The 20189-nt window shown below is 71.6% G+C and carries 17 protein-coding genes and 2 pseudogenes; 13 read left to right on the plus strand and 6 right to left on the minus strand.

Features of this window, described 5'->3' with window-relative positions:
• Positions 1–108: 108 nt before the first annotated feature.
• Both ACY0PA_RS24225 and ACY0PA_RS24230 read left to right on the plus strand, forming a co-directional pair.
• A pseudogene (locus ACY0PA_RS24225) lies at positions 109–231 on the plus strand (LuxR C-terminal-related transcriptional regulator); the annotation flags it as partial.
• A gap of 269 nt (positions 232–500) precedes the next feature.
• Positions 501–1298: a hypothetical protein gene (locus tag ACY0PA_RS24230; RefSeq protein WP_473079790.1), complete on the plus strand. Its 798-nt coding sequence runs from the start codon at positions 501–503 to the stop codon at positions 1296–1298.
• Between the two features lie 336 nt (positions 1299–1634).
• Here the strand turns inward: ACY0PA_RS24230 and disA are convergent, their stop codons facing one another.
• Together disA and radA are read right to left on the minus strand one after the other, a co-directional pair.
• Entirely contained in the window at positions 1635–2759 is a 1125-nt protein-coding gene (gene disA / locus ACY0PA_RS24235) for a DNA integrity scanning diadenylate cyclase DisA (protein WP_473079791.1), read from the minus strand.
• Positions 2760–2902: 143 nt separating this feature from the next.
• Positions 2903–4312 carry a DNA repair protein RadA gene (gene radA / locus ACY0PA_RS24240; protein ID WP_473079792.1) on the minus strand — a complete coding sequence of 470 codons (1410 nt, stop codon included), beginning with the start codon at positions 4310–4312 and terminating at the stop codon, positions 2903–2905.
• Positions 4313–4555: 243 nt separating this feature from the next.
• Between radA and ACY0PA_RS24245 the strand changes: the two genes are divergently transcribed.
• Positions 4556–6274, plus strand: a complete 1719-nt coding sequence (locus ACY0PA_RS24245; protein WP_473079793.1) for a BACON domain-containing protein — start codon at positions 4556–4558, stop codon at positions 6272–6274.
• 32 nt (positions 6275–6306) lie between these two features.
• Here the strand turns inward: ACY0PA_RS24245 and ACY0PA_RS24250 are convergent, their stop codons facing one another.
• Positions 6307–7188: a DUF3109 family protein gene (locus tag ACY0PA_RS24250; protein WP_473086408.1), complete on the minus strand. Its 882-nt coding sequence runs from the start codon at positions 7186–7188 to the stop codon at positions 6307–6309.
• A 200-nt stretch (positions 7189–7388) separates the two neighbouring features.
• Here ACY0PA_RS24250 and ACY0PA_RS24255 point away from each other — a divergent pair, with 200 nt between their 5' ends.
• The 4 genes from ACY0PA_RS24255 to ilvD all read left to right on the plus strand — a co-directional run bounded on the left by ACY0PA_RS24255 (position 7389) and on the right by ilvD (position 11961).
• Positions 7389–8321 (plus strand): Ppx/GppA family phosphatase, encoded by a 933-nt coding sequence (locus ACY0PA_RS24255; protein WP_473079794.1) that lies wholly within the window; start codon positions 7389–7391, stop codon positions 8319–8321.
• A gap of 170 nt (positions 8322–8491) precedes the next feature.
• Positions 8492–9316 carry a sugar phosphate isomerase/epimerase family protein gene (locus tag ACY0PA_RS24260; protein ID WP_454398708.1) on the plus strand — a complete coding sequence of 275 codons (825 nt, stop codon included), beginning with the start codon at positions 8492–8494 and terminating at the stop codon, positions 9314–9316.
• The gene (locus tag ACY0PA_RS24265; protein ID WP_473079795.1) at positions 9313–9954 is read left to right on the plus strand and encodes a TetR/AcrR family transcriptional regulator; all 642 of its coding nucleotides are present in this window, start codon (positions 9313–9315) and stop codon (positions 9952–9954) included. The genes ACY0PA_RS24260 and ACY0PA_RS24265 overlap by 4 nt, the downstream gene beginning before the upstream one ends.
• Before the next feature lie 153 nt (positions 9955–10107).
• A complete protein-coding gene (gene ilvD, locus ACY0PA_RS24270) occupies positions 10108–11961 on the plus strand; it encodes a dihydroxy-acid dehydratase (RefSeq protein ID WP_473079796.1) in 1854 nt (617 codons plus the stop codon).
• A gap of 174 nt (positions 11962–12135) precedes the next feature.
• Here ilvD and ACY0PA_RS24275 read toward each other — a convergent pair whose 3' ends face one another.
• A complete protein-coding gene (locus ACY0PA_RS24275; protein WP_473079797.1) occupies positions 12136–14445 on the minus strand; it encodes a protein kinase domain-containing protein in 2310 nt (769 codons plus the stop codon).
• A 159-nt stretch (positions 14446–14604) separates the two neighbouring features.
• Between ACY0PA_RS24275 and ACY0PA_RS24280 the strand changes: the two genes are divergently transcribed.
• On the plus strand, positions 14605–14943 hold the full coding sequence (locus tag ACY0PA_RS24280) for a peptidase (protein WP_473079798.1): 339 nt from the start codon (positions 14605–14607) through the stop codon (positions 14941–14943).
• A 47-nt stretch (positions 14944–14990) separates the two neighbouring features.
• Here ACY0PA_RS24280 and ACY0PA_RS24285 read toward each other — a convergent pair whose 3' ends face one another.
• The gene (locus ACY0PA_RS24285) at positions 14991–15698 is read right to left on the minus strand and encodes an alpha/beta fold hydrolase (RefSeq protein WP_473079799.1); all 708 of its coding nucleotides are present in this window, start codon (positions 15696–15698) and stop codon (positions 14991–14993) included.
• Positions 15699–15850: 152 nt separating this feature from the next.
• On the opposite strand from ACY0PA_RS24285, the gene ACY0PA_RS24290 reads away from it, so the two are divergent.
• Both ACY0PA_RS24290 and ACY0PA_RS24295 read left to right on the plus strand, forming a co-directional pair.
• Positions 15851–16372 carry an EamA/RhaT family transporter gene (locus tag ACY0PA_RS24290; RefSeq protein ID WP_473079800.1) on the plus strand — a complete coding sequence of 174 codons (522 nt, stop codon included), beginning with the start codon at positions 15851–15853 and terminating at the stop codon, positions 16370–16372.
• Positions 16373–16482: 110 nt separating this feature from the next.
• The gene (locus ACY0PA_RS24295; protein ID WP_473079801.1) at positions 16483–17256 is read left to right on the plus strand and encodes a class I SAM-dependent methyltransferase; all 774 of its coding nucleotides are present in this window, start codon (positions 16483–16485) and stop codon (positions 17254–17256) included.
• 43 nt (positions 17257–17299) lie between these two features.
• Here the strand turns inward: ACY0PA_RS24295 and ACY0PA_RS24300 are convergent.
• Positions 17300–17491 (minus strand): annotated as a pseudogene (locus ACY0PA_RS24300) (SulP family inorganic anion transporter); the annotation flags it as partial.
• Between the two features lie 235 nt (positions 17492–17726).
• Between ACY0PA_RS24300 and ACY0PA_RS24305 the strand changes: the two are divergent.
• The 3 genes from ACY0PA_RS24305 (at position 17727) to proC (ending at position 20168) form a co-directional block, all read left to right on the plus strand.
• Entirely contained in the window at positions 17727–18551 is an 825-nt protein-coding gene (locus ACY0PA_RS24305) for an ABC transporter ATP-binding protein (RefSeq protein ID WP_473079802.1), read from the plus strand.
• Positions 18548–19285 carry an ABC transporter permease gene (locus ACY0PA_RS24310; protein ID WP_326774655.1) on the plus strand — a complete coding sequence of 246 codons (738 nt, stop codon included), beginning with the start codon at positions 18548–18550 and terminating at the stop codon, positions 19283–19285. The genes ACY0PA_RS24305 and ACY0PA_RS24310 overlap by 4 nt, the downstream gene beginning before the upstream one ends.
• 70 nt (positions 19286–19355) lie before the next feature.
• Entirely contained in the window at positions 19356–20168 is an 813-nt protein-coding gene (gene proC / locus ACY0PA_RS24315) for a pyrroline-5-carboxylate reductase (protein WP_473079803.1), read from the plus strand.
• Positions 20169–20189 lie beyond the last annotated feature (21 nt).

The raw sequence follows: 20189 nt of genomic DNA on the forward strand, positions 1-20189 counted from the left end.
CGGGGACGGCGCGGACACCCTGCGAGGCAAACGGGTTGGCTCGGCCTCGCGCGCTTGACGCCCGCCCCTGACGATCGGCAGGGGCGGCGCGACGACCGCGCTGCACCGCACCTGGTCGAGGGCACGGTGAAGGCCTACGTCAGCGCGGTCCTGGAGCGCTTGGAGGTCGAGAACAGAGTGCGGGCGGCCGTCGTGGCGTACGAGACGGGCCTGGTCTGGTCACGCCGATGACCGCCAACGGTGCTGGAACCACGACGGAGTGCCGTGGGCGAAGCCGGTGATGTCGCCATAGAGGCCGGAGTCGAAGATTTCCATGTCACGGACGGTACGTAAGGCCCGTACACGGTCACATCCGGCGTTGTCCTCGTCCCGTACCTGACGAAAGACAGGGGTTGTCCCCGCGCGGGAACGGCCGCCCGGGACTATGATCCGCAAAACTCGCGGGCCGTGGCGGCGGGTGGGGGCGGGAGAACGGACGGATCTCTCGTACAGTTTGCGCCGTGGGATCTCTGCGCAATCCGATCGGGCCGCTTCCCTCCACCATTTACTGGCGACGGAGGGCCGTTCTGCTGTCCATGGTGGCGCTGCTCGCGCTGCTGATCGTATGGGCCGTCAACTCCGGTGGCGGAGGCGGCAGGAGCAGCGCCGGTGGCTCGAACGGCAAGGACACCGCGCCCTCTTCCATCACGCCCGGCCCCTCCGGGTCGGGACCCGCGATCAGCGAACACCCGGGCGGCCGCGACGAGTCGGGCGGCGGTGGTGGTGACGGCGGTTCCTCGGACGGCGACAACGGTGACGGCTCAGGCGCGGACACTGCCGGCTCAGGGGCGGGATCCGATGACGACGCGAAGGGCGGCACAGGCGCGGGCGACCGACTCCCCGCGGGCTCGAGCCTCCCCGACTGCACGACAGGCGGCGTGACCCTGACACTGCGCAGCGTCCACAACTCGTACGCGCCCGGAGATAAACCGAAGTTCGAGCTGACGGCCAAGAACACGACGGCGAAGGACTGCAAGGTCGATCTCGGCCCGAAGAACGCGGTCCTGACGATCACTCAGGCATCCAGCGACGACGAGATCTGGTCCTCCGGCGACTGCCCCAAGGGCTCCGGCAGCCTCCTGCTCCGTGTGCCGGCAGGTGCCCACATCACGCACACGACCGAATGGGACCGCAAGGCAAGCGCCCCCCAGTGCGCAACCCCGACGGCAGGCCCGGCAACGCCGGGAACCTACCTGGTAGAGGCAAAGGCAGCCCAACTCCCGAAGGCCCAGGCATCTTTCGTACTGGCCAAGGACTAATAGGCACAGCCGCCTGACGGGCCCCACCGGCGATCAGTCGCGCACGAAACGGGAGGGGCCGTGGCGGGATGTGCGCGCGGAGCCACCAGCGCCACGCGCAGGTAATCAGCTGGGTGACGAGGCCCCGTAGAACAGCGAGCACGTACAACCCGGCGCGGCCCCGCACCTGAAGACGGCGATGCGCCTCCACACGCGAAGACGGCGATGCGGCCCCGCACCTGAAGACGGCGATGCGCCCCCGCATCTGAAAATGGCGATGCGCCCGCCCCCGAAGACGGCGATGCGCCCGCCCCCGAAGGAAGCGGCGAAGACCCCCACACCCCAGCCGGCGGCAGCCTAGACGTACCGCTCCAGGATCGAAGACTCGGCCAACCGCGAGAGCCCTTCCCGTACGCTCCGGGCGCGAGCCTCCCCGACGCCGTCCACAGTCTGCAGATCATCGACGCTGGCGGCGAGCAGCTTCTGCAACCCGCCGAAGTGCTCGACAAGCCGGTCAATGATCGCCCCAGGCAGCCGGGGCACCTTCGCCAGCAGCCGGAACCCACGAGGCGAAATGGCCGAGTCGAGGGTCTCCGGAGACCCGGTGTACCCCAACGCGCGTGCCACGGTGGACAGTTCAAGAAGCTCGGCATGCGTCAGCGCATCGAGCTCGAACAGCGCCTCATCAACGGTCCGGGACCGCTTGGCAGTGGGCTCCGGCACATAGTCCCGAACGACGAGTTCCCGCTCGGGTTCGACGCCGGCGATCAACTCGTCGAGCTGAAGGGCGAGCAGTCGCCCGTCCGTCCCGAGCTCCACCACGTACTCGGCGATCTCGGTGGCGATGCGCCGCACCATCTCCAGCCGCTGCGCGACCGCGGTCACATCGCGCACGGTGACGAGATCCTCGATCTCGAGCGCGGAGAGCGTCCCGGCCACCTCGTCCAAGCGGAGCTTGTACCGCTCCAGAGTCGCCAGCGCCTGATTCGCCCGGGAGAGAATCGCGGCCGAGTCCTCGAGAACGCGCCGCTGCCCGTCCACGTAAAGGGCGATCAGCCGCATCGACTGCGACACGGAGACCACAGGGAAGCTGACCTGCTTGCTCACGCGGTCCGCCGTGCGGTGCCGCGTGCCCGTCTCCTCCGTGGGGATCGTGGGGTCGGGCACCAGCTGGACGCCCGCCCGCAGGATCTTGGTGATGTCCTTGTCGATGACGATGCCGCCGTCGAGCTTGCACAGCTCGCGCAGGCGCGTCGCGGTGAACTCGACGTCCAGGATGAAACCGCCGGTACACATCGACTCGACGGTCTTGTCCCAGCCGAGAACGATGAGTCCGCCGGTATTGCCGCGGAGGATTCGCTCGAGGCCGTCACGCAGCGCCGTACCGGGCGCGACGGCGCTCAGTGAGGCGCGCATCAGCCCATCGGCACCGGAGCTCCCGCCGGACTTGCCGGAAGCTGCTGCCCGGTCGTTGGCTCCCACTGCACTCCTCCGGTCGCAGATGTCACAGATATTGCAGACATCTATTGCAGACATCGCAGATGTCACAGATGTCGCAGATCCTGCGGAACTTGCAGATCTTGAATGCCCAGGGTTCGTACGCACGGGCGAGACCAGGGCAAAGTCTACCGGCGCTCCTCCATCTCCTGTGGGGCCTCTCGGCGACGACTCCTGGGCAGCACGCGCAGAGCGTCCCCTATGTCAGCGACTTCGGTGACCTTCATACCGGCAGGCACCTTGCCGGGATCGCTCGGCACGAGGGCGTGGGTGAAGCCGAGCCGGTGCGCCTCGGCGAGCCGGCGCTGCACGCCGGTCACCCGTCTGACCTCGCCCGCGAGGCCCACTTCACCGATCGCGACGAGGTTCTTGGGGAGCGGGGTGTCGCTGGCGGCGCTGGCGAGGGCGAGCGCGATGGCGAGGTCCGCGGCGGGCTCGGAGAGCTTCACGCCGCCGACGGTCGCGGAGTAGATGTCCCGCTTTCCCAGGGCGCTGATCCGCCCGCGCTGCTCGAGCACGGCGAGCATCATCGAGACGCGAGAGGTCTCCAGACCGGACGTCGTACGCCGGGGGGACGGGATCTGGGAGTCGACGGTGAGGGCCTGGACCTCGGCGACAAGGGGCCGCCGCCCCTCCAGGGTGACCGTGAGACACGTCCCGGGAACGGGCTCGTCGCGGCGGGTGAGGAACAGCCCGCTGGGGTCGGCGAGTCCCGTGATGCCCTCGTCGTGGAGCTCGAAGCAGCCGACCTCGTCGGTCGTCCCGTACCGGTTCTTCACACCGCGGACGAGGCGCAGGCGCGCGTGCCGGTCGCCTTCGAAGGAGAGGACGACGTCCACGAGGTGTTCGAGGAGGCGGGGTCCGGCGATGGCGCCGTCCTTGGTGACGTGGCCCACGAGGAGGGTGGCCATGCCGCGGTCCTTGGAGGCCCGGATCAGCGCGCCGGCGACCTCGCGGACCTGGGCCATTCCGCCGGGGGCGCCGTCGATCTCGGGGGAGGCGACGGTCTGCACGGAGTCCATGATCAGGAGGCTGGGCTTGACGGCGTCCAAGTGGCCGAGGACCGCGGACAGATCGGTCTCGGCGGCGAGGTACAGATGGTCGTCGATCGCCTTGATGCGGTCGGCGCGCATCCGGACCTGGCTGGCCGACTCCTCGCCGGTGACGTACAGCGTGCGGTGCTCGTCGCTGGCGGCCTTGGCGGCGACGTCGAGCAGGAGGGTGGACTTGCCGACGCCGGGCTCGCCGGCGAGCAGTACGACGGCGCCGGGGACGAGGCCTCCGCCGAGAACCCGGTCGAGCTCGGGCACGCCGGTGGAGCGGGCGGTGGCCTGCCGCCCGTCGACCTGGCCGATCGGGACGGCGGACGTCGTGACCCGGCCGGGCGCGGTCGTCCGCACGGCGGGCGCGCCGTACTCCTCTACCGTCCCCCACGCCTGGCACTCGCCGCAGCGACCCAGCCATTTCGCCGTCTGCCAGCCGCACTCGGTGCAGCGGTAGGACGGCCGTTCCTTGCCGGATTTCGTACGGACAGCCATGCACCGAACCGTAACCGAGACCACTGACAACCCGGCGCCGACCACCATCCGCCCCCTCGGGGGAGACCTGTGCGCCGGGTGTGCGCCCATGCGCCCCGGCGCACAGAAATGCGCCGAGCACATGTTCCGCGTACGGAATTTGGTATTCCCGTCCCCCTTTGAGGGATCGTTTCACCCGTACGGATTAAATGTCCCCAAGGGGGAGGAAGGGTGCGGCGCCATCCGCCTACGGTCGCACGGGTGATGACCAGCAGGCCGGAAACACCCACGCAGACCACCGGCGCACACCGGGCGCACCGCGACGGGCGCGGTCGACCTGCGCCGCGGACCGTACCCCAGCGCCCGACATCGCGCTACGAGCCTTATCTGGACGGCCTGTTCACGTACTGCCTGTCCGTCCTGTGCGATCACGACGACGCCCTCGCGGCACTGGGCGACGCCCTCGCGCTCGCCGAACGCCGCGGCTCCCGCGGCCCCGAATCCGAGAGCGACCGCAAGGCGTGGCTGTACGCGCTCGCGCGCTGGTCGTGCCTGCGGGCGCTCGCGGAGGCGAAGCGCCGCAGACAGGGGACGCACGCATCGGGCAGGCCCCACCCCGAAACCCCGCCCGCCAAAGAGGCTCCCTCCGAAGAGATCCAGGCGCAGCGCCGCCGAGAGCTGGCGCTCCTGGCCTGGCCGGAGGCGGCCGGTACGACGCCCGAGCAGCGCGAGGCGCTGGAGCTGGCCGTACGGCACCAGCTGTCGCCCCGAGAGGTCGCCGCCGCGCTGGGCACGGACCCGGCGCTCACCCGCGAGCTGCTCGCCTCCGCCGCCTGCGAGGTGGAACGCACCCGCGCCGCGCTGGCCGTAGTGGAGACCGGCACCTGCCCGAGCGTCGCCCGCCTCACCGGGGACAACCAGCTGCTGCTGAGCTCTGCCCTGCGCCGCGAGCTGGTCCGGCATGTCGACGACTGTCCCCGCTGCCGCCGCACCGCCGAGCGCGCCACCCCCGGCGCCTGGCCGGGCACCACGGTCACCCCGGCCGCCCTGCCCCTCGCGACGGCCCCGCGCGCGGCCCTGCACCGGGCGATGGCCCATGGTGACCGCCCCCAGCGCGGCGCGGCCCCCCGCTTCGACCGGCGCGGCTTCCCGATGGACCCCAAGGACCGCGCCGCCCGCCGCGACCAGCTACGCGCGCGTGCCGTCACGACGACGGTCGTCGCCACCGTCGTGGCCGCTCCGGTGCTGGCGCTGTGGGCGGCGTACCGGGGAGCGCCGCAGACGGGCGAGGGCCAGGACGGGCGCTCGATCAGCGCGAGCGAGGCCGGCGACCCGGGCGGGCTCGACGGCAACCGCGTGGACGGCGCCTACGAGAACGCGGGCAACGCGCGCACGACCCCCGACCCCCGTTTCACCGCAGGCAGCCGCTCCCCGGACGTCTCCGTGGAGGTCGTCAGCCCCGGCGGACCCTCGCACTCGGGCCCGGGCCGGCTCACCGTGGAGGCGCAGCCGAGCGGCTCCGCGACCCTCATCACGCTGACGGCGTCCGGGAGTTCACCGGTCCACTGGTCCGCGCGCACCGGAGCGAGCTGGCTCTATCTGACGAGCACGTCGGGAACGCTGCGGCCCGGCGAGTCGTTCACGATCCGGGTGTACGTCGATCACGACCGGGAGCCCGCCGGTCACTGGTCGGCGCGCATCGGCATCGGCCCCTCCGGGGCCGTCATCTCAATAGAGGGACACGGGAGTTCGGGCCCCTCGGACCCGGGCCCCAACCCGTCGAACACGGGCAACCCGGGCCCCGGCCCGTCGGACCCCACGCCGTCCGACCCCACGCCGTCGGACCCCGGCCCGTCCGACCCGGACCCCACTCCGTCCGACCAGAGCCCCACGCCGTCCGAGCCGTCACCGAGCCCGTCGGCGCCCACGGACTCGGCACCGCCGCCGAGCGACGGCGGCGGCGCGAGCCCGAGCGGCAGCTAGGCGGGGCGCCGGCCGGCGCGGACAGGCCCTAGCTAGGAAGCGGTGGCGGGATCCGCCGGATGCGGCGCGAGCAGCGGCAGCTGGGAGGCCAGGCGTTCCTCGCACAGCTCGGCGAGGCGGTCGTAGCCCTCCTTGCCCATGAGCTCGGTCAGCTCGGGCCGGTAGGAGACGTACACCGGGTCGCCCGCGCCGTGGGCCGACGTCGCCGAGGTGCACCACCAGTGCAGGTCGTGGCCGCCCGGACCCCAGCCGCGGCGGTCGTACTCACCGATGGACACCTGGAGCACGCGGGTGTCGTCGGGCCGGTCGATCCACTCGTAGGTCCGGCGGACCGGGAGCTGCCAGCACACGTCCGGCTTGGTCTCCAGGGGCTCGCGGCCCTCCTTGATCGCCAGGATGTGCAGCGAGCAGCCCGCGCCGCCCTTGAAGCCTGGGCGGTTCTGGAAGATGCACGAGCCGTTGTACGGGCGGGTCTGGCGCTCGCCGTCCTCGTCCTTGGAGACCCAGCCCGTCTCCGTACCGACCTCGTGGTTCTGCCAGACGTCGGGCGTGAGCCGCGCCACGAAGCCGGCCACGCGCTTCTCGTCGTCCTCGTCGGAGAAGTGGGCGCCGAGCGTGCAGCAGCCGTCGTCCGCGCGGCCCGCCTGGATGCCCTGGCAGCCGCTCCCGAAGATGCAGCTCCAGCGCGAGGTCAGCCACGTCAGATCGCAGCGGAAGATCTGCTCGTCGTCCGCGGGGTCGGGGAACTCGACCCAGGCGCGGGCGAAGTCCAGACCCTTCTCGTCCGGGACGGAACCTTTCGCCGAGCCCTTGGAAGACGAGTCCTTGGAAGACGAGCCCTTTGAAGCCGAGCCCTTCGCGGACGACCCCTTTGAGCCCTTCGAAGATGCCGTCTTCGCCGATGACTCGTTCAGTGGTGACCCCTTAGTTCCTGATTCCTTCGACTTCGGCGCCTTCGACGGCTTGGTGGCCGACTTGGCTTCCTTGTCGCTCTTACCGCGCTTGTCGCTCTTGTCGGCGTTGACCTTTTTCGTCTTTGGCACGGTTCCAGGGTAAGCGCGCTGTGGTGCCCTCGGGGACTGACGCCCGCCGCAGGCGCAGTAGCGTTCCGTATATGAGACTCGGTGTCCTCGACGTGGGTTCGAACACGGTGCACTTGCTTGTGGTGGACGCACACCCGGGCGCGCGACCGCTGCCCGCGCACTCGCACAAAGCGGAGCTGCGGCTCGCGCAGCTCCTCGACGACCGCGGCGCCATCAGCCCCGACGGCGTGGCCCGGCTGACCGCCACCGTGCTCGACGCCCTGGAGGCGGCCGAGGACAAGGGCGTCGAGGACCTCGTCCCCTTCGCCACCTCCGCCGTACGCGAGGCGAGCAACGCCGACGAGGTCCTCGCCCGGGTCAAGGAGGACACCGGCGTCGAGCTGCGCGTCCTCACCGGCGAGGAGGAGGCCCGGCTCACCTTCCTCGCGGCCCGCCGCTGGTTCGGCTGGTCGGCCGGGAAGCTGCTCGTCCTGGACATCGGCGGCGGCTCCCTCGAGATCGCGTACGGCATCGACGAGGAGCCCGACGCCGCGGTGTCGCTGCCGCTCGGGGCGGGGCGCCTGACGGCGAGCTGGCTGCCGGGCGACCCGCCGGACGCCGCGGACATCAAGGCGCTGCGCCGGCACGTGCGGGCGCAGATCGCGCGCTCGGTCGGGGTGTTCACGCGCTTCGGCAAACCCGATCACGTTGTCGCCACGTCCAAGACGTTCAAGCAGCTCGCGCGCCTGGCCGGAGCGGCCCGCTCCACCGAGGGGCTGTACGTCCAGCGGGACCTGAAGCGCAAGTCCCTGGAGGACTGGGTGCCGCGCCTCGCCGCGATGACGGAGGCGGAGCGCGCCGAGCTCCCCGGGGTCTCGGAGGGCCGAGCGGGCCAGCTGCTCGCGGGCGCGCTGGTGGCCGAGGGGGCCATGGACCTGTTCGCGGTGGAAACCCTGGAGGTCTGCCCCTGGGCGCTCCGGGAGGGCGTGATCCTCAGGCGGCTCGACCACATGCCGGGGGTCTGACGGGACGCTCCGCCGGCCGCGGCCGGGCCGCGGTCACGGGCACCCGGGCCGCGGCGGCTCCCGCCACTGCCCGGGGCCGCCAGCCGGGGCCGCCGAATTGAGGCGCACCCCACAGCGCCCGCCCGCCGACCACCACCCCGGGGCTGAGCCGGGGCCCGTACTCTGTCTCCGTGGCAGAACCAGTGGTGCGCATCCCGGATGCGAAGGTCGCCCTGTCGACGGCCTCGGTCTATCCGGAGTCGACGGCGACGGCCTTCGAGATCGCGGCACGCCTAGGCTACGACGGCGTCGAGGTCATGGTCTGGACCGACCCCGTCAGCCAGGACATCGAGGCCCTGCGCCGGCTCTCCGACTACCACCAGGTCCCGATCCTCGCCGTGCACGCGCCCTGCCTGCTGATCACGCAGCGCGTCTGGTCCACCGACCCGTGGACAAAGCTCCAGCGCGCGAAGTCGGCGGCCGAGAAGCTCGGCGCGTCCACGGTCGTCGTCCATCCGCCCTTCCGCTGGCAGCGCCAGTACGCACGTGACTTCGTCGACGGCATCTGGCGCATGGCCGACGAGACGGATGTCCGCTTCGCTGTCGAGAACATGTACCCCTGGCGCTACCGCGACCGCGAGATGCTCGCGTACGCCCCCGACTGGGACGTCACCAAGGACGACTACCGGCACTTCACGATCGACCTCAGCCACACCGCGACGGCCCGCACCGACGCGATGTCGATGATCGACCGCATGGGCGACCGCCTCGGCCATGTCCACCTCGCCGACGGCGGCGGCTCCAGCAAGGACGAGCACCTGGTCCCCGGCCGCGGCACGCAGCCCTGCGCCGAACTCCTGGAGCGCCTCGCCCTGACCGGCTTCGACGGGCACGTCGTCATCGAGGTCAACACCCGCCGCGCCATGTCCAGCGCCGAACGTGAGGCCGACCTCGCCGAGGCACTCGCCTTCACCCGCCTGCATCTCGCGTCGTCGGTCCGGGTCCCCCGCTCATGACCGACCCGGACGCCCCGGACGTCCCTCCCGTACGCCGCAGGGGACGGCCCTCCCGTACGCAGACGCAGGCGGCCGGCCCCGCGACCCGCGACCGCATCCTGGAGGCGGCCCGCGCGGAGTTCTCCGAGCGTGGCTACGAGAAGACGTCGGTACGCGGCATCGCCAAGGCGGCGGGCGTGGACGCGGCGCTGGTGCACCACTACTTCGGTACGAAGGAGCAGGTCTTCGAGGCATCCATCGAGGTCGCCTTCGCCCCCGCCCTGAACGCGCCGGCCGCCATCGAGGACGGCCCGACGGACGGCGTCGGCGAGCGCCTCACCCGCTTCATCTTCTCCGTGTGGGAGAACCCGGCGACCCGCGCCCCGCTCCTCGCGATCGTCCGCTCGGCCGTGAACAACGAGACCGCGGCGGCCGTCTTCCGGCGCCTGATCGCCGGACAGCTGCTGCGGAGGATCGCCGCGCAGCTCGACCTGCCGTCCGAGGAGGCCGAGCTCAGGGCGGAGCTGGCGGCGGCGCAGCTCGTGGGGGTCGCGATGCTGCGGTACGTGATCAGGATGGAACCGCTGGCGTCGGCCGACATGGAGCGGATCGTCGAGCGGGTGGCGCCGGTGGTGCAAGGGCATCTGACGGGGGAGTGACGAGGCCTCCGGCGGGCTGAACGGGACATACAGCGAGACGCCCGTCCCGCATTCCGGACGCCCTGTCCGGATCCTGGATCGGCGGCGTAGGCTCGATAGCAGCCATATCTGCCGCACGGGCCCGTATGCGGGCCCTCGAAGGAGCGAGCGACGATGCCCGAGCTGAGGTCCCGCACAGTCACCCATGGACGCAACATGGCGGGCGCGCGCGCCCTTATGCGCGCCTCCGGGGTACCCGGTGCGGACATCGGCCGGAAGCCGATCATCGCCGTGGCCAACTCGTTCACCGAGTTCGTGCCCGGCCACACCCATCTGCAGCCGGTCGGCCGCATCGTCTCCGACGCGATCACGGCGGCGGGCGGCATCGCACGCGAGTTCAACACGATCGCCGTCGACGACGGCATCGCGATGGGCCACGGCGGCATGCTCTACTCGCTCCCCTCCCGCGACCTGATCGCGGACAGCGTCGAGTACATGGTCGAGGCGCACTGCGCCGACGCCCTGATCTGCATCTCGAACTGCGACAAGATCACGCCCGGCATGCTGATGGCGGCCCTGCGCCTGAACATCCCGACGGTCTTCGTCTCCGGCGGCCCGATGGAGTCCGGCCGCGCCACCCTGGTCGACGGCACCGTCCGCACGCTCGACCTGGTCGACGCGATCTCCGACGCCGTGAACGACAAGATCTCGGACGAGGACATCCTCCGTATCGAGGAGAACGCCTGTCCGACCTGCGGTTCCTGTTCCGGCATGTTCACGGCCAACTCCATGAACTGCCTGACGGAGGTCATCGGCCTCTCCCTCCCCGGCAACGGCTCGGTCCTCGCGACGCACACGGCCCGCAAGGCGCTGTACGAGAACGCGGCCCGCACCGTCATGGACATCACGCGCCGCTACTACGAGGAGGACGACGAGTCGGTCCTGCCGCGTAACGTCGCCTCCTTCGCGGCCTTCCAGAACGCCATGGCCCTGGACATCGCCATGGGCGGCTCCACCAACACGATCCTGCACCTGCTGGCCGCCGCGCAGGAGGCGGGCGTCGCCTTCGGCCTGGACGAGATCAACGAGGTCTCGCGCCGCGTGCCGTGCCTCGCCAAGGTCGCGCCGAACGTGGCGAAGGACCGCACGTACTACATGGAGGACGTGCACCGCGCCGGCGGCATCCCCGCCCTCCTCGGCGAGCTGTACCGGGCCGGCCTCCTGAACGAGGACGTCCACTCCGTCCACAGTCCGTCGCTGTCCGACTGGCTGAAGACGTGGGACGTGCGCGGGGGGTCCCCGTCCGCGGAGGCCGTCGAGATGTGGCACGCGGCGCCCGGCTGCGTCCGCTCGGCGGAGGCGTTCTCCCAGTCGGAGCGCTGGGAGGCGCTCGACGTGGACGCCGAGAACGGCTGCATCCGGTCCGCCGAACACGCGTACTCGAAGGACGGCGGCCTGGCGGTCCTCAAGGGCAACCTGGCGGTCGACGGCTGCGTCGTGAAGACGGCGGGCGTCGACGAGTCGATCTGGACCTTCGAGGGTCCGGCGGTCGTCTGCGAATCGCAGGAGGACGCCGTCGACAAGATCCTCAAGAAGGAGATCACGCACGGCGACGTCGTGGTCATCCGCTACGAGGGCCCCAAGGGCGGCCCCGGCATGCAGGAGATGCTCTACCCGACGTCGTTCCTCAAGGGACGCGGCCTCGGCAAGACCTGCGCCCTGATCACGGACGGCCGCTTCTCCGGCGGCACGTCGGGCCTGTCCATCGGCCACGCCTCGCCCGAGGCGGCGTCCGGCGGCACGATCGCCCTCGTCCAGGACGGCGACCGCATCCGCATCGACATCCCGAACCGCTCGATCGAACTCCTCGTCCCCGACGCGGAGCTGGCCACCCGCCGCGAGGCCCTGAACGGCGTCTACGCCCCGGTCGCCCGGGAACGCAAGGTCTCGGCGGCGCTGCGCGCATACGCCGCGATGGCCACGAGCGCGGACAAGGGCGCGGTGCGGGACGTCTCGAAGCTGGGCTGAGGACCGGCTGCCGCCGGATGAGGCGGTGGCGTGACTCTGTCTGAGCCCGCCAGGCGGCGATTTCGCTGCCGGGCGGGCTCATGTCTGTACGGCGACTGTCCTCATATCTGTATGGCGACCGTCCTTATGCCTGTACGGCGACCGTGCCTGACCTGAGTGGTGCCCCGGCCCATGTCACCAGCGCCCGGGCTCCCGCCCGTCCACCCCGAACACACTCCCGTCCGGCGCACTCCCGTAGACGCGCCCTCCTTCACCCGCGACGGGCGCGGGCAACTCCCCGACCACCCGCCCGGGTTCACTCCCGAGCCGGGGGCGCGTCTGGCCCAGGGGCTTGCCGGTACGGGCGTCGGTGGCGAGGAGGCGGCCGTCGGGGGCGGTGAGGTAGAGCGACCGGTCCGACACGACGGGCCGCGAGGGGCGGCTGACCGAGGTCTCCAGGCGCCAACGGACCGCGTCCTGCGGCCTCGTCGCCGTGGTGTCGACGGCGACGAGTGAGCCACCGGCTCCGTATACGTAGGCGATGCCGCCGCTCTCCGTGGCCTCGGCCTGGTCCGCGGGCGTTGTCAGGGGGAAGCGGTGTGCGGTCCGGTCGCCGGTGCCGAGCTGTACGACGGCGTCCACCAGGAGGTCCGTGTCGGTGGACAGCAGGTACACGGCTCCGTCCGATGCGCCGAAGGGGCTGAGGCTGCCCGCTGCCCGGACGGTCCACCGCACGGCGCCCCCGTGGGCGTCGACCGCACTGACCGACGTGGTGCCTCCGTCGGCGGACGCCGTTACGGCGAAGAAGTCGCCGCCGCCCGGTCCGGCGATCCACTGGGTGCCGAGGCCTCCGACGCGCTTCGTCCACCGCGGCTCGCCGGTCGCGCTGTTCAGGGCGCGCACGGTACCGCCCGATCCGATCAGCAGCGTCGTGTCCCCGCCGTGCTCCACGGCCTCGTACGCGGACGCGTCGACGTCCCAGCGCTCCTCGCCCGTACGGGGATCCAGTGCCCTGATCCGGCCGTCGTCGACCAGATGCAGCAGCCCTCCGGACAGCGTGGGCGCAGCCGGAGTGGACCGCTGCGCGGTCGTGCCGGAGGGGTGCCGCTCGCGGGGCGCGGCCGAGGCCCACACGACGTGGCCGTTCAGCGGGTCGAGCCGCGTTGTTCTGCCGCCGCCGCTGACGCAGTAGAGGGCGCCCGGCCCGGAGGCGCACGCCGGGGCGGTGTCGCTCGCTCCACCGAGGTTCTTGTGCCAGGGCTTGAAGGATCCGGCTTGCCGCACGGCCGTTCCGCCGGAGTCGGTCCCGTCACCGCCTTGCGCCGTGTGCAGCGCGATGCCTGCGCCGACCGCTGCCAGCGCGAGTACGGCTCCTGCCGTCAGTGCCCGGCGGCGGCGGTGCCGCGATGACTTCGGCGTGGCTCTCTCGCTCGGCCGCGGGTGGGTGGGCTGGTCGGCCCGGGACGCGGGGGAGTCCTGGCCGGCGGGTGTGGAGGTGGGCGAGGGCCGGTCCTGGCGGCGGATCCGCCGGGTCCACTGGGCGCTCTGTTCACGTGCGCCGTCCGCGTTCGGCTGCCTGTCCGCGTCCCGCTGCCCGCTCGGGCGCCGCTGGGCGGGTATGAACGCACCGGCCTCAGAACCCGCTGCCCCAGCACCGGTCCCGGTTCCCGTCCCGGCCGGGGAAGGCTGCCGCAGCGCCTCCATGATCTCGGCGGGCAGAGGCCGCTGACCGGGTTCCTTCGCGAGGCAACGCCTGATCAACGGCGCGAGGTCCTCGGGCACCCCCGCCAAGTCCGGCTCGTTGTGGACGACTTGGTAGGCGACGATGTACGGGCTGTTCGAGTCGAAGGGCCCACGCCCCGTCGCCGCGTGGGCCAGCACGGCGCCCATGGCGAACACATCCGCGGCGGGCCCCACTTCACGCGGCCGCTGGAACTGCTCGGGCGCCATGAACGGCGGCGAGCCGATCAACTTGCCCGTCTCGGTCCGCAGATCACTGTCCGTCGGGCGGGAGATGCCGAAGTCGATGACTTTCGGGCCGTCGGCGGCGAGGAGTACGTTGCTCGGCTTGAGGTCGCGGTGCACGACGCCGACACGATGGATGTCGCGCAGCGCCTCGGCGAGGCCCGCCCCCAGCCTGCGTATGTCGTCGGACGCCAGCGCGCCGTTCCGCTTCACCCGCTCGGCGAGTGTGTCGCCGGGGATGAACAGCGTGGCCATCCACGGCAGTTCGGCATTCGGATCGGCGTCGACCACCGGCGCGGTGAAGGCGCCGCTGACCCTTCGCGCGGCGTTCACCTCCTGCCGGAAACGGGCCCTGAACTCGGGATCCGCCGCGTACTCGGCATGTACGACCTTGATGGCGAGACGCAGTCCCGAAGCGGACGTCGCCAGGTGCACCACACCCATGCCGCCCGCGCCGAGGCATGACTCAAGACGGTACTGCCCGGCGTACTCCGGATGTTCCGCTTCCCGGCCCGGCCCGGTGCTGCGCAGCGGCGGCATCGCCCACCCCCGTGTCTGTGTCCGCAAGCGCGACGCACGGAGCCTAGTCGATGGTGCGTGCGATGTCGGAGGGGCTTGCTAGCCTGCGCGGGTCGCGCGACACGTACGCGTGTTCAGAGATGTCAGAGAACGTCAGAGTGATCAACGGGGGAGACCGGCATGGCTGTTGAGGACGGGGCGGGAACGGTTGAGGGCATCGCGGCGGATGAGGCCGGGGGCACGGCACAGGAGCTGAGCGCCGACGCGCTCGCCATCCGCTACCCGGTCGCCCCCGGAGTCCGCCTGAAGGTACGCAGCGGACCCGGCACCCACTACCAGCTGGTCAAGGTCCTGCCGCTCGGCGCCCGCGTGCCGATCAACTGCCAGAAGCCGGGCGAGAGCATCAGCGGCACCTACGGCACGACGAACCTGTGGGACAACATCGCCAATGGTCAGTACGTGTCGGACGCGTATGTAAAGACAGGCAACGACGGTTACGTGGCCCCGCGCTGCGCGTAGCGGACGGCGGGCGGGGGCCTCCGGCTCCCGCCCCTCAACCGGCCTGCCTACCGCTGCTCACCGCCCGCCTCCTCAAGAAGAATCCGCGCCAGCTCCCGCGGCCGGGAGAACATCGGCCAGTGCCCCGTGTCCATCTCCCGCAGCCGCCAGCCCTCGCCGCGCAGAAGCTCGGCCACGTCATCGCTCGGCTCGGGCCCGTCGAGCAGGCACTTGATGTACGTCGCCGACAGCTCACCCAATGGGCGGGACAGCACGGCCGGCTCCGACAGGGACGCCCCCGGGTGCGGCGTGGCCCCGCTCACGAACCGCGCGATCTGAGCGTCGTCGAGCTCCTGCCCCTCGCACTCGGGCGCAGTCAGCGGCGGCCAGTGACCATCGTTCGCGGCGAGTACGGCCTCCAGCGCCGCCGGCCCCTGCCACCACGCGGACACGAAGGACTCCCCGTCCGCCGGAACATTCGAGTCGACGAACACCACGCGCCTCAGCCGGTCACCGATCCGCTCGGCGGCCTGACCGACCGGGATGCCCGCGTAGCTGTGCCCGACCAGCACGACATCACGCAGTCCGAGGCGCTCCACCTCGTCGACGATGTCCTGGACATGGGTCTTCTGCCCCGCCGGAACGCCCTGCTTGTCGGCGACCCCGGTGAGCGTCACGGCGTGCGCGCCATGCCCCGCCGCGCGCAGGTCAGGCACCACGTCGTCCCACGCCCACGCTCCGAGCCACGCCCCTGCGACCAGTACGTAATCCGTCATACGGGCAATGTAGGGGAGGGGTCTGACAATCCGCGGGACCCGTCTGGCGCCACCCAAGCGCCACCCAAGCCCCACTCAGGCCTGCGGCCCTGGCCCCACCCAAGCCGACCACCGCACCCGAAGCCGCCGCCGGAGCCCGCCATAATCGACTTGTGAGCGACGAATCCGGCACCCCCGCCCCCGACACCCCGGAAGCAGCCGACGGCAACCCCGCAGGCCCCCAGCCCGAGGAGATCCGTTTCTTCGGCAGGACCTGGGTCGAGCACGACGGCGGCTACACCTGGCGCCGCGCCGCGGTCGCCGCGGGCGCGCTGGTCGGCGCGGCGGCCGGCTGTTTCGTGCTGCGCTTCGCGTACGAGGGCCTGGCCATCGCCGACGTCGGCTCCTTCGTGAACGTACTCGTCGTCCTGATGTTCGCGATCTGCAGCGCCCTCGCCTTCCGCCGCACGTGGGACGGCTTCTCCAAGCGCCCGGACCCCGAGGCGCAGGCGTCCCTGCGCGGCTTCATGTCGATCGGCTTCGTCGGCGTACTGCTCGCGTACTGCCTGCGCTGCTTCTTTGAGGCCCCGGGCGAGAAACTCCGCAGGCAGGAGTACGCGACCGCCCGCGAACAGTACGAACGCCGCAGCACCCGCCGCACCGGCAACCCGTCGAAGAAGAAGCGCAAGGGCTGACACCCCCTAGGCGTAAACACAGCCCCCCACGCACGGACGGGCGATGAGGCACCGCCCGAGCCGCACACCACGTACTGACGAGAGTCCCCGGCGCAGGACAGGATGGCGGCATGGCCACCGTCTCGCGCGCCCACTCGTTCAACATCGCCGCCGCCCAGTACGCCGCGAACCGCCCGTCCTACCCGCCCGCCCTCCTCGACGCCGTCGAGGAAGCCGCCGGACGGCCCCTCGCCGGCGCCCGCGTGGCCGACGTAGGCGCGGGCACCGGCATCTCGACCGCGCTCCTGCACGCGCGCGGTGCACGCGTGGTCGCCGTCGAACCGGGCGAGGGCATGGCGGTCGAGTTCCGCCAGGCGCTGCCCGGCGTGCCGATCGTGCGGGGCGACGGCAATGCCCTCCCGCTCGCCGACGCCTGCCTCGACCTCCTCACCTACGCCCAGTCGTGGCACTGGACCGAGCCGGCCGGCTCGGCCCCCGAGGCGATGCGGGTCCTGCGCCCGGGCGGCGCGCTCGCGCTGTGGTGGAACACCGTTGCCCTCGACGTCCCGTGGATCGCCGCGCAGCACGAGCGCATCGCGCGCCACGTGGGTGTGGAGACGGGCGCCAGGCAGCGCCCCGACGAGGCCCGCGCCCTTGAACTGGCGGGCCTTGCGGGCCTGCCGGGCCGGGGCGAGGTCACGCTGCGCCATGTGCGGTGGAGCCGGCACGTCCCGCTGGACACGCACCTCGCGAACATCGGCAGCCACTCGGCGTTCCTCGTCCTCGAAGAGGGCGACGCGCAGGCCTTCCTCACCGAGGAGCGCACCCGCCTGCGCGAGCTCTTCCCGGACGGCACGGTGGAGGAGACCTACGTGGTCGAACTCCTGGTGGCCATCCGCACCTGATCCACCCCTCACGACTCCGGAAGAGCCGGCGCACCTACGGCCCTCACGACATCGTCGTCCACACCCGCCCCGCCACCCACCCCTCCAACGCCGTGGCGCACGCGTGATCGAGATGCCTCAGCCCGTCCAGCTCCAGCCGCACGTCCCGGTCGGCAGGCAACGCCTCCAGCGCGTCGAGCAGCTTCGGCAGCCGCAGAAACGTGGCGTTGCCGGCCACCCGTACGACCAGCCCGGCCGCCGCCCCCGGTCCTCGGTCCGGCAGGGGGCAGACCCCGGCACTGAAATCCCTTGTCCAGTAAGGGAGTCGAGGACGGGCCGATGCCGAACTGCCGTGACGCCCTGATGTCCCCTGAAGCGCGGAGTCACCCGCCCGCGGACGTCCCGCTTCCGGTCGACCCCACGAGCGCCGGCGGCGCCCATGCGCCCCAAGACGCTTGACGGCCCGGTCCCATCGGAGCAATATTCATCGCATGATGAATATTGCCGAGGGGTCATCCTCCCCGGAACCCTCCCCCTCTCCCGCCGCTTCGCCGGAACCCCCGGCGGCCGCCGTACACGCCGCCGGCCTCACCGTCGTCCGAGGCCCACGCCCCGTCCTGCGCGCCCTGGACTTCGCTGTGCCCCGAGGTCAGATCACCGGCCTCCTCGGCCCCTCGGGCTGCGGCAAGTCCACGCTCATGCGGGCGATCGTGGGAACCCAGGCCAAGGTCACCGGCACACTCACTGTCCTCGGCCACCCTGCGGGCTCCGCGGAACTCCGCTCCCGCATCGGATACGTCACCCAAGCCCCCTCCGTATACGCCGACCTGACGGTCCGCCAGAACCTGGACTACTTCTCGGCAGTACTCCAGCCCGGCCGCGCCGCCGCCTCCCACCGCCGCGACGACGTCGCCCGCGTCATCGCCGAAGTGGACCTGACCTCCCACGCCGACGCCCTGGCAGGCAACCTCTCGGGCGGCCAGCTCAGCCGCGTCTCCCTCGCCGTCGCCCTCCTCGGCACCCCCGAACTCCTCGTGCTCGACGAACCGACCGTCGGCCTCGACCCCGTCCTGCGCCGCGACCTGTGGAACCTCTTCCACTCCATCGCCGCCGAGCGCGGCGCCACGCTCCTCGTCTCCTCCCACGTGATGGACGAGGCCGAACGCTGCCACCGCCTCCTCCTCATGCGCGAAGGCGAGATCCTCGCCGACGACAGCCCCGACGCTCTGCGGGCTGCCACCGGCGCCGACACAGTCGAAGACGCCTTCCTCCACCTCGTCGACCAGGCCGACACCCTCCAGCGGAGCCCCCGATGAACGCAGCCCGCACCCTCGCCACCGCAGCCCGAGTTCTGCGCCAGCTCCGCCACGACCCGCGCTCCATCGCCCTGATGCTGCTCGTCCCGTGCGTGATGCTCTTCCTGCTCCGCTACGTCTTCGACGGCAGCCCGGGCACCTTCGACTCCATCGGCGCCTCACTCCTCGGTATCTTCCCGCTCATCACGATGTTCCTGGTCACGTCCATCGCCACCCTGCGCGAACGCACCTCGGGCACCCTCGAACGCCTCCTCGCGATGCCCCTCGGCAAGGGCGACCTCATCGCCGGCTACGCCCTCGCCTTCGGCGCCCTCGCGGTCGTCCAGTCCGTCCTGGCGACGGCCCTCGCCCTGTGGGGCCTCGGTCTCGACGTCACCGGCTCCGCCTGGCTCCTGCTCCTGGTCGCTCTCCTCGACGCCCTGCTCGGCACCGCCCTCGGCCTCTTCGTCTCCGCCTTCGCGGCCTCCGAGTTCCAGGCCGTCCAGTTCATGCCGGCGGTGATCTTCCCCCAGCTGCTCCTGTGCGGCCTGTTCATCGCGCGCGACAAGATGCAGCCCGTCCTCGAAGCGATCTCCAACGTCCTGCCCATGTCGTACGCCGTCGACGGCATGAACGAAGTCCTCCGCCACACCGACCTCACGGCCGACTTCATCCGCGACGCGGCCGTCGTCGCAGGCTGCGCCGTCCTCGTCCTGGCCCTCGGCGCCGCGACGCTCCGCCGCCGTACGGCCTGACCGCCGCCGATGCGAGGATGACCCCGACGGACGCAACCGCACCGACCCCGCGCCCCGAAGGGTGGCCTCCATGCCCCAGCAGCACGTCGCAGTCCTCGGCACCGGAAAGATCGGCGAGGCCCTGCTCAGCGGAATGATCCGAGCGGGCTGGGCCCCGGCCAACCTCCTGGTCACGGCCCGCCGCCCGGAACGCGCCGAAGAGCTCCGCACCCGCTACGGCGTCACCCCCGTCACCAACGCGGAAGCCGCCAAGCAGGCCGACACCCTGATCCTCACGGTCAAGCCCCAGGACATGGGCACGCTCCTCACGGAACTCGCCCCGCACCTCCCCGCCGACCGCCTGATCATCAGCGGCGCGGCGGGCATCCCCACCACCTTCTTCGAGGAGCGCCTGCCCGAAGGCACCCCCGTCGTGCGCGTCATGACGAACACGCCCGCCCTCGTCGACGAGGCCATGTCCGTCATCTCCGCCGGCTCCCACGCCACGGCCGCCCACCTCGCCCACGCCGAGGAGATCTTCGGCGCCGTGGGCAAGACGCTCCGCGTCCCCGAGTCCCAGCAGGACGCCTGCACCGCCCTGTCCGGCTCGGGCCCGGCGTACTTCTTCTACCTGGTCGAGGCCATGACCGACGCGGGAATCCTGCTCGGCCTGCCCCGCGACAAGGCCCACGACCTGATCGTCCAGTCCGCGATCGGCGCCGCGACGATGCTCCGCGACAGCGGCGAGCACCCTGTCAAGCTCCGCGAAAACGTCACCTCCCCCGCCGGCACCACGATCAACGCCATCCGCGAACTCGAGAACCACGGAGTCCGCGCGGCCATGATCGCCGCCCTGGAAGCCGCCCGGGACCGCAGCCGAGAACTGGCCTCCGGCAACAGCTGACCCACCGGCGTACGCCCTCCA

It is taken from the genome of Streptomyces sp. DS1-CR2 (assembly GCF_055760475.1).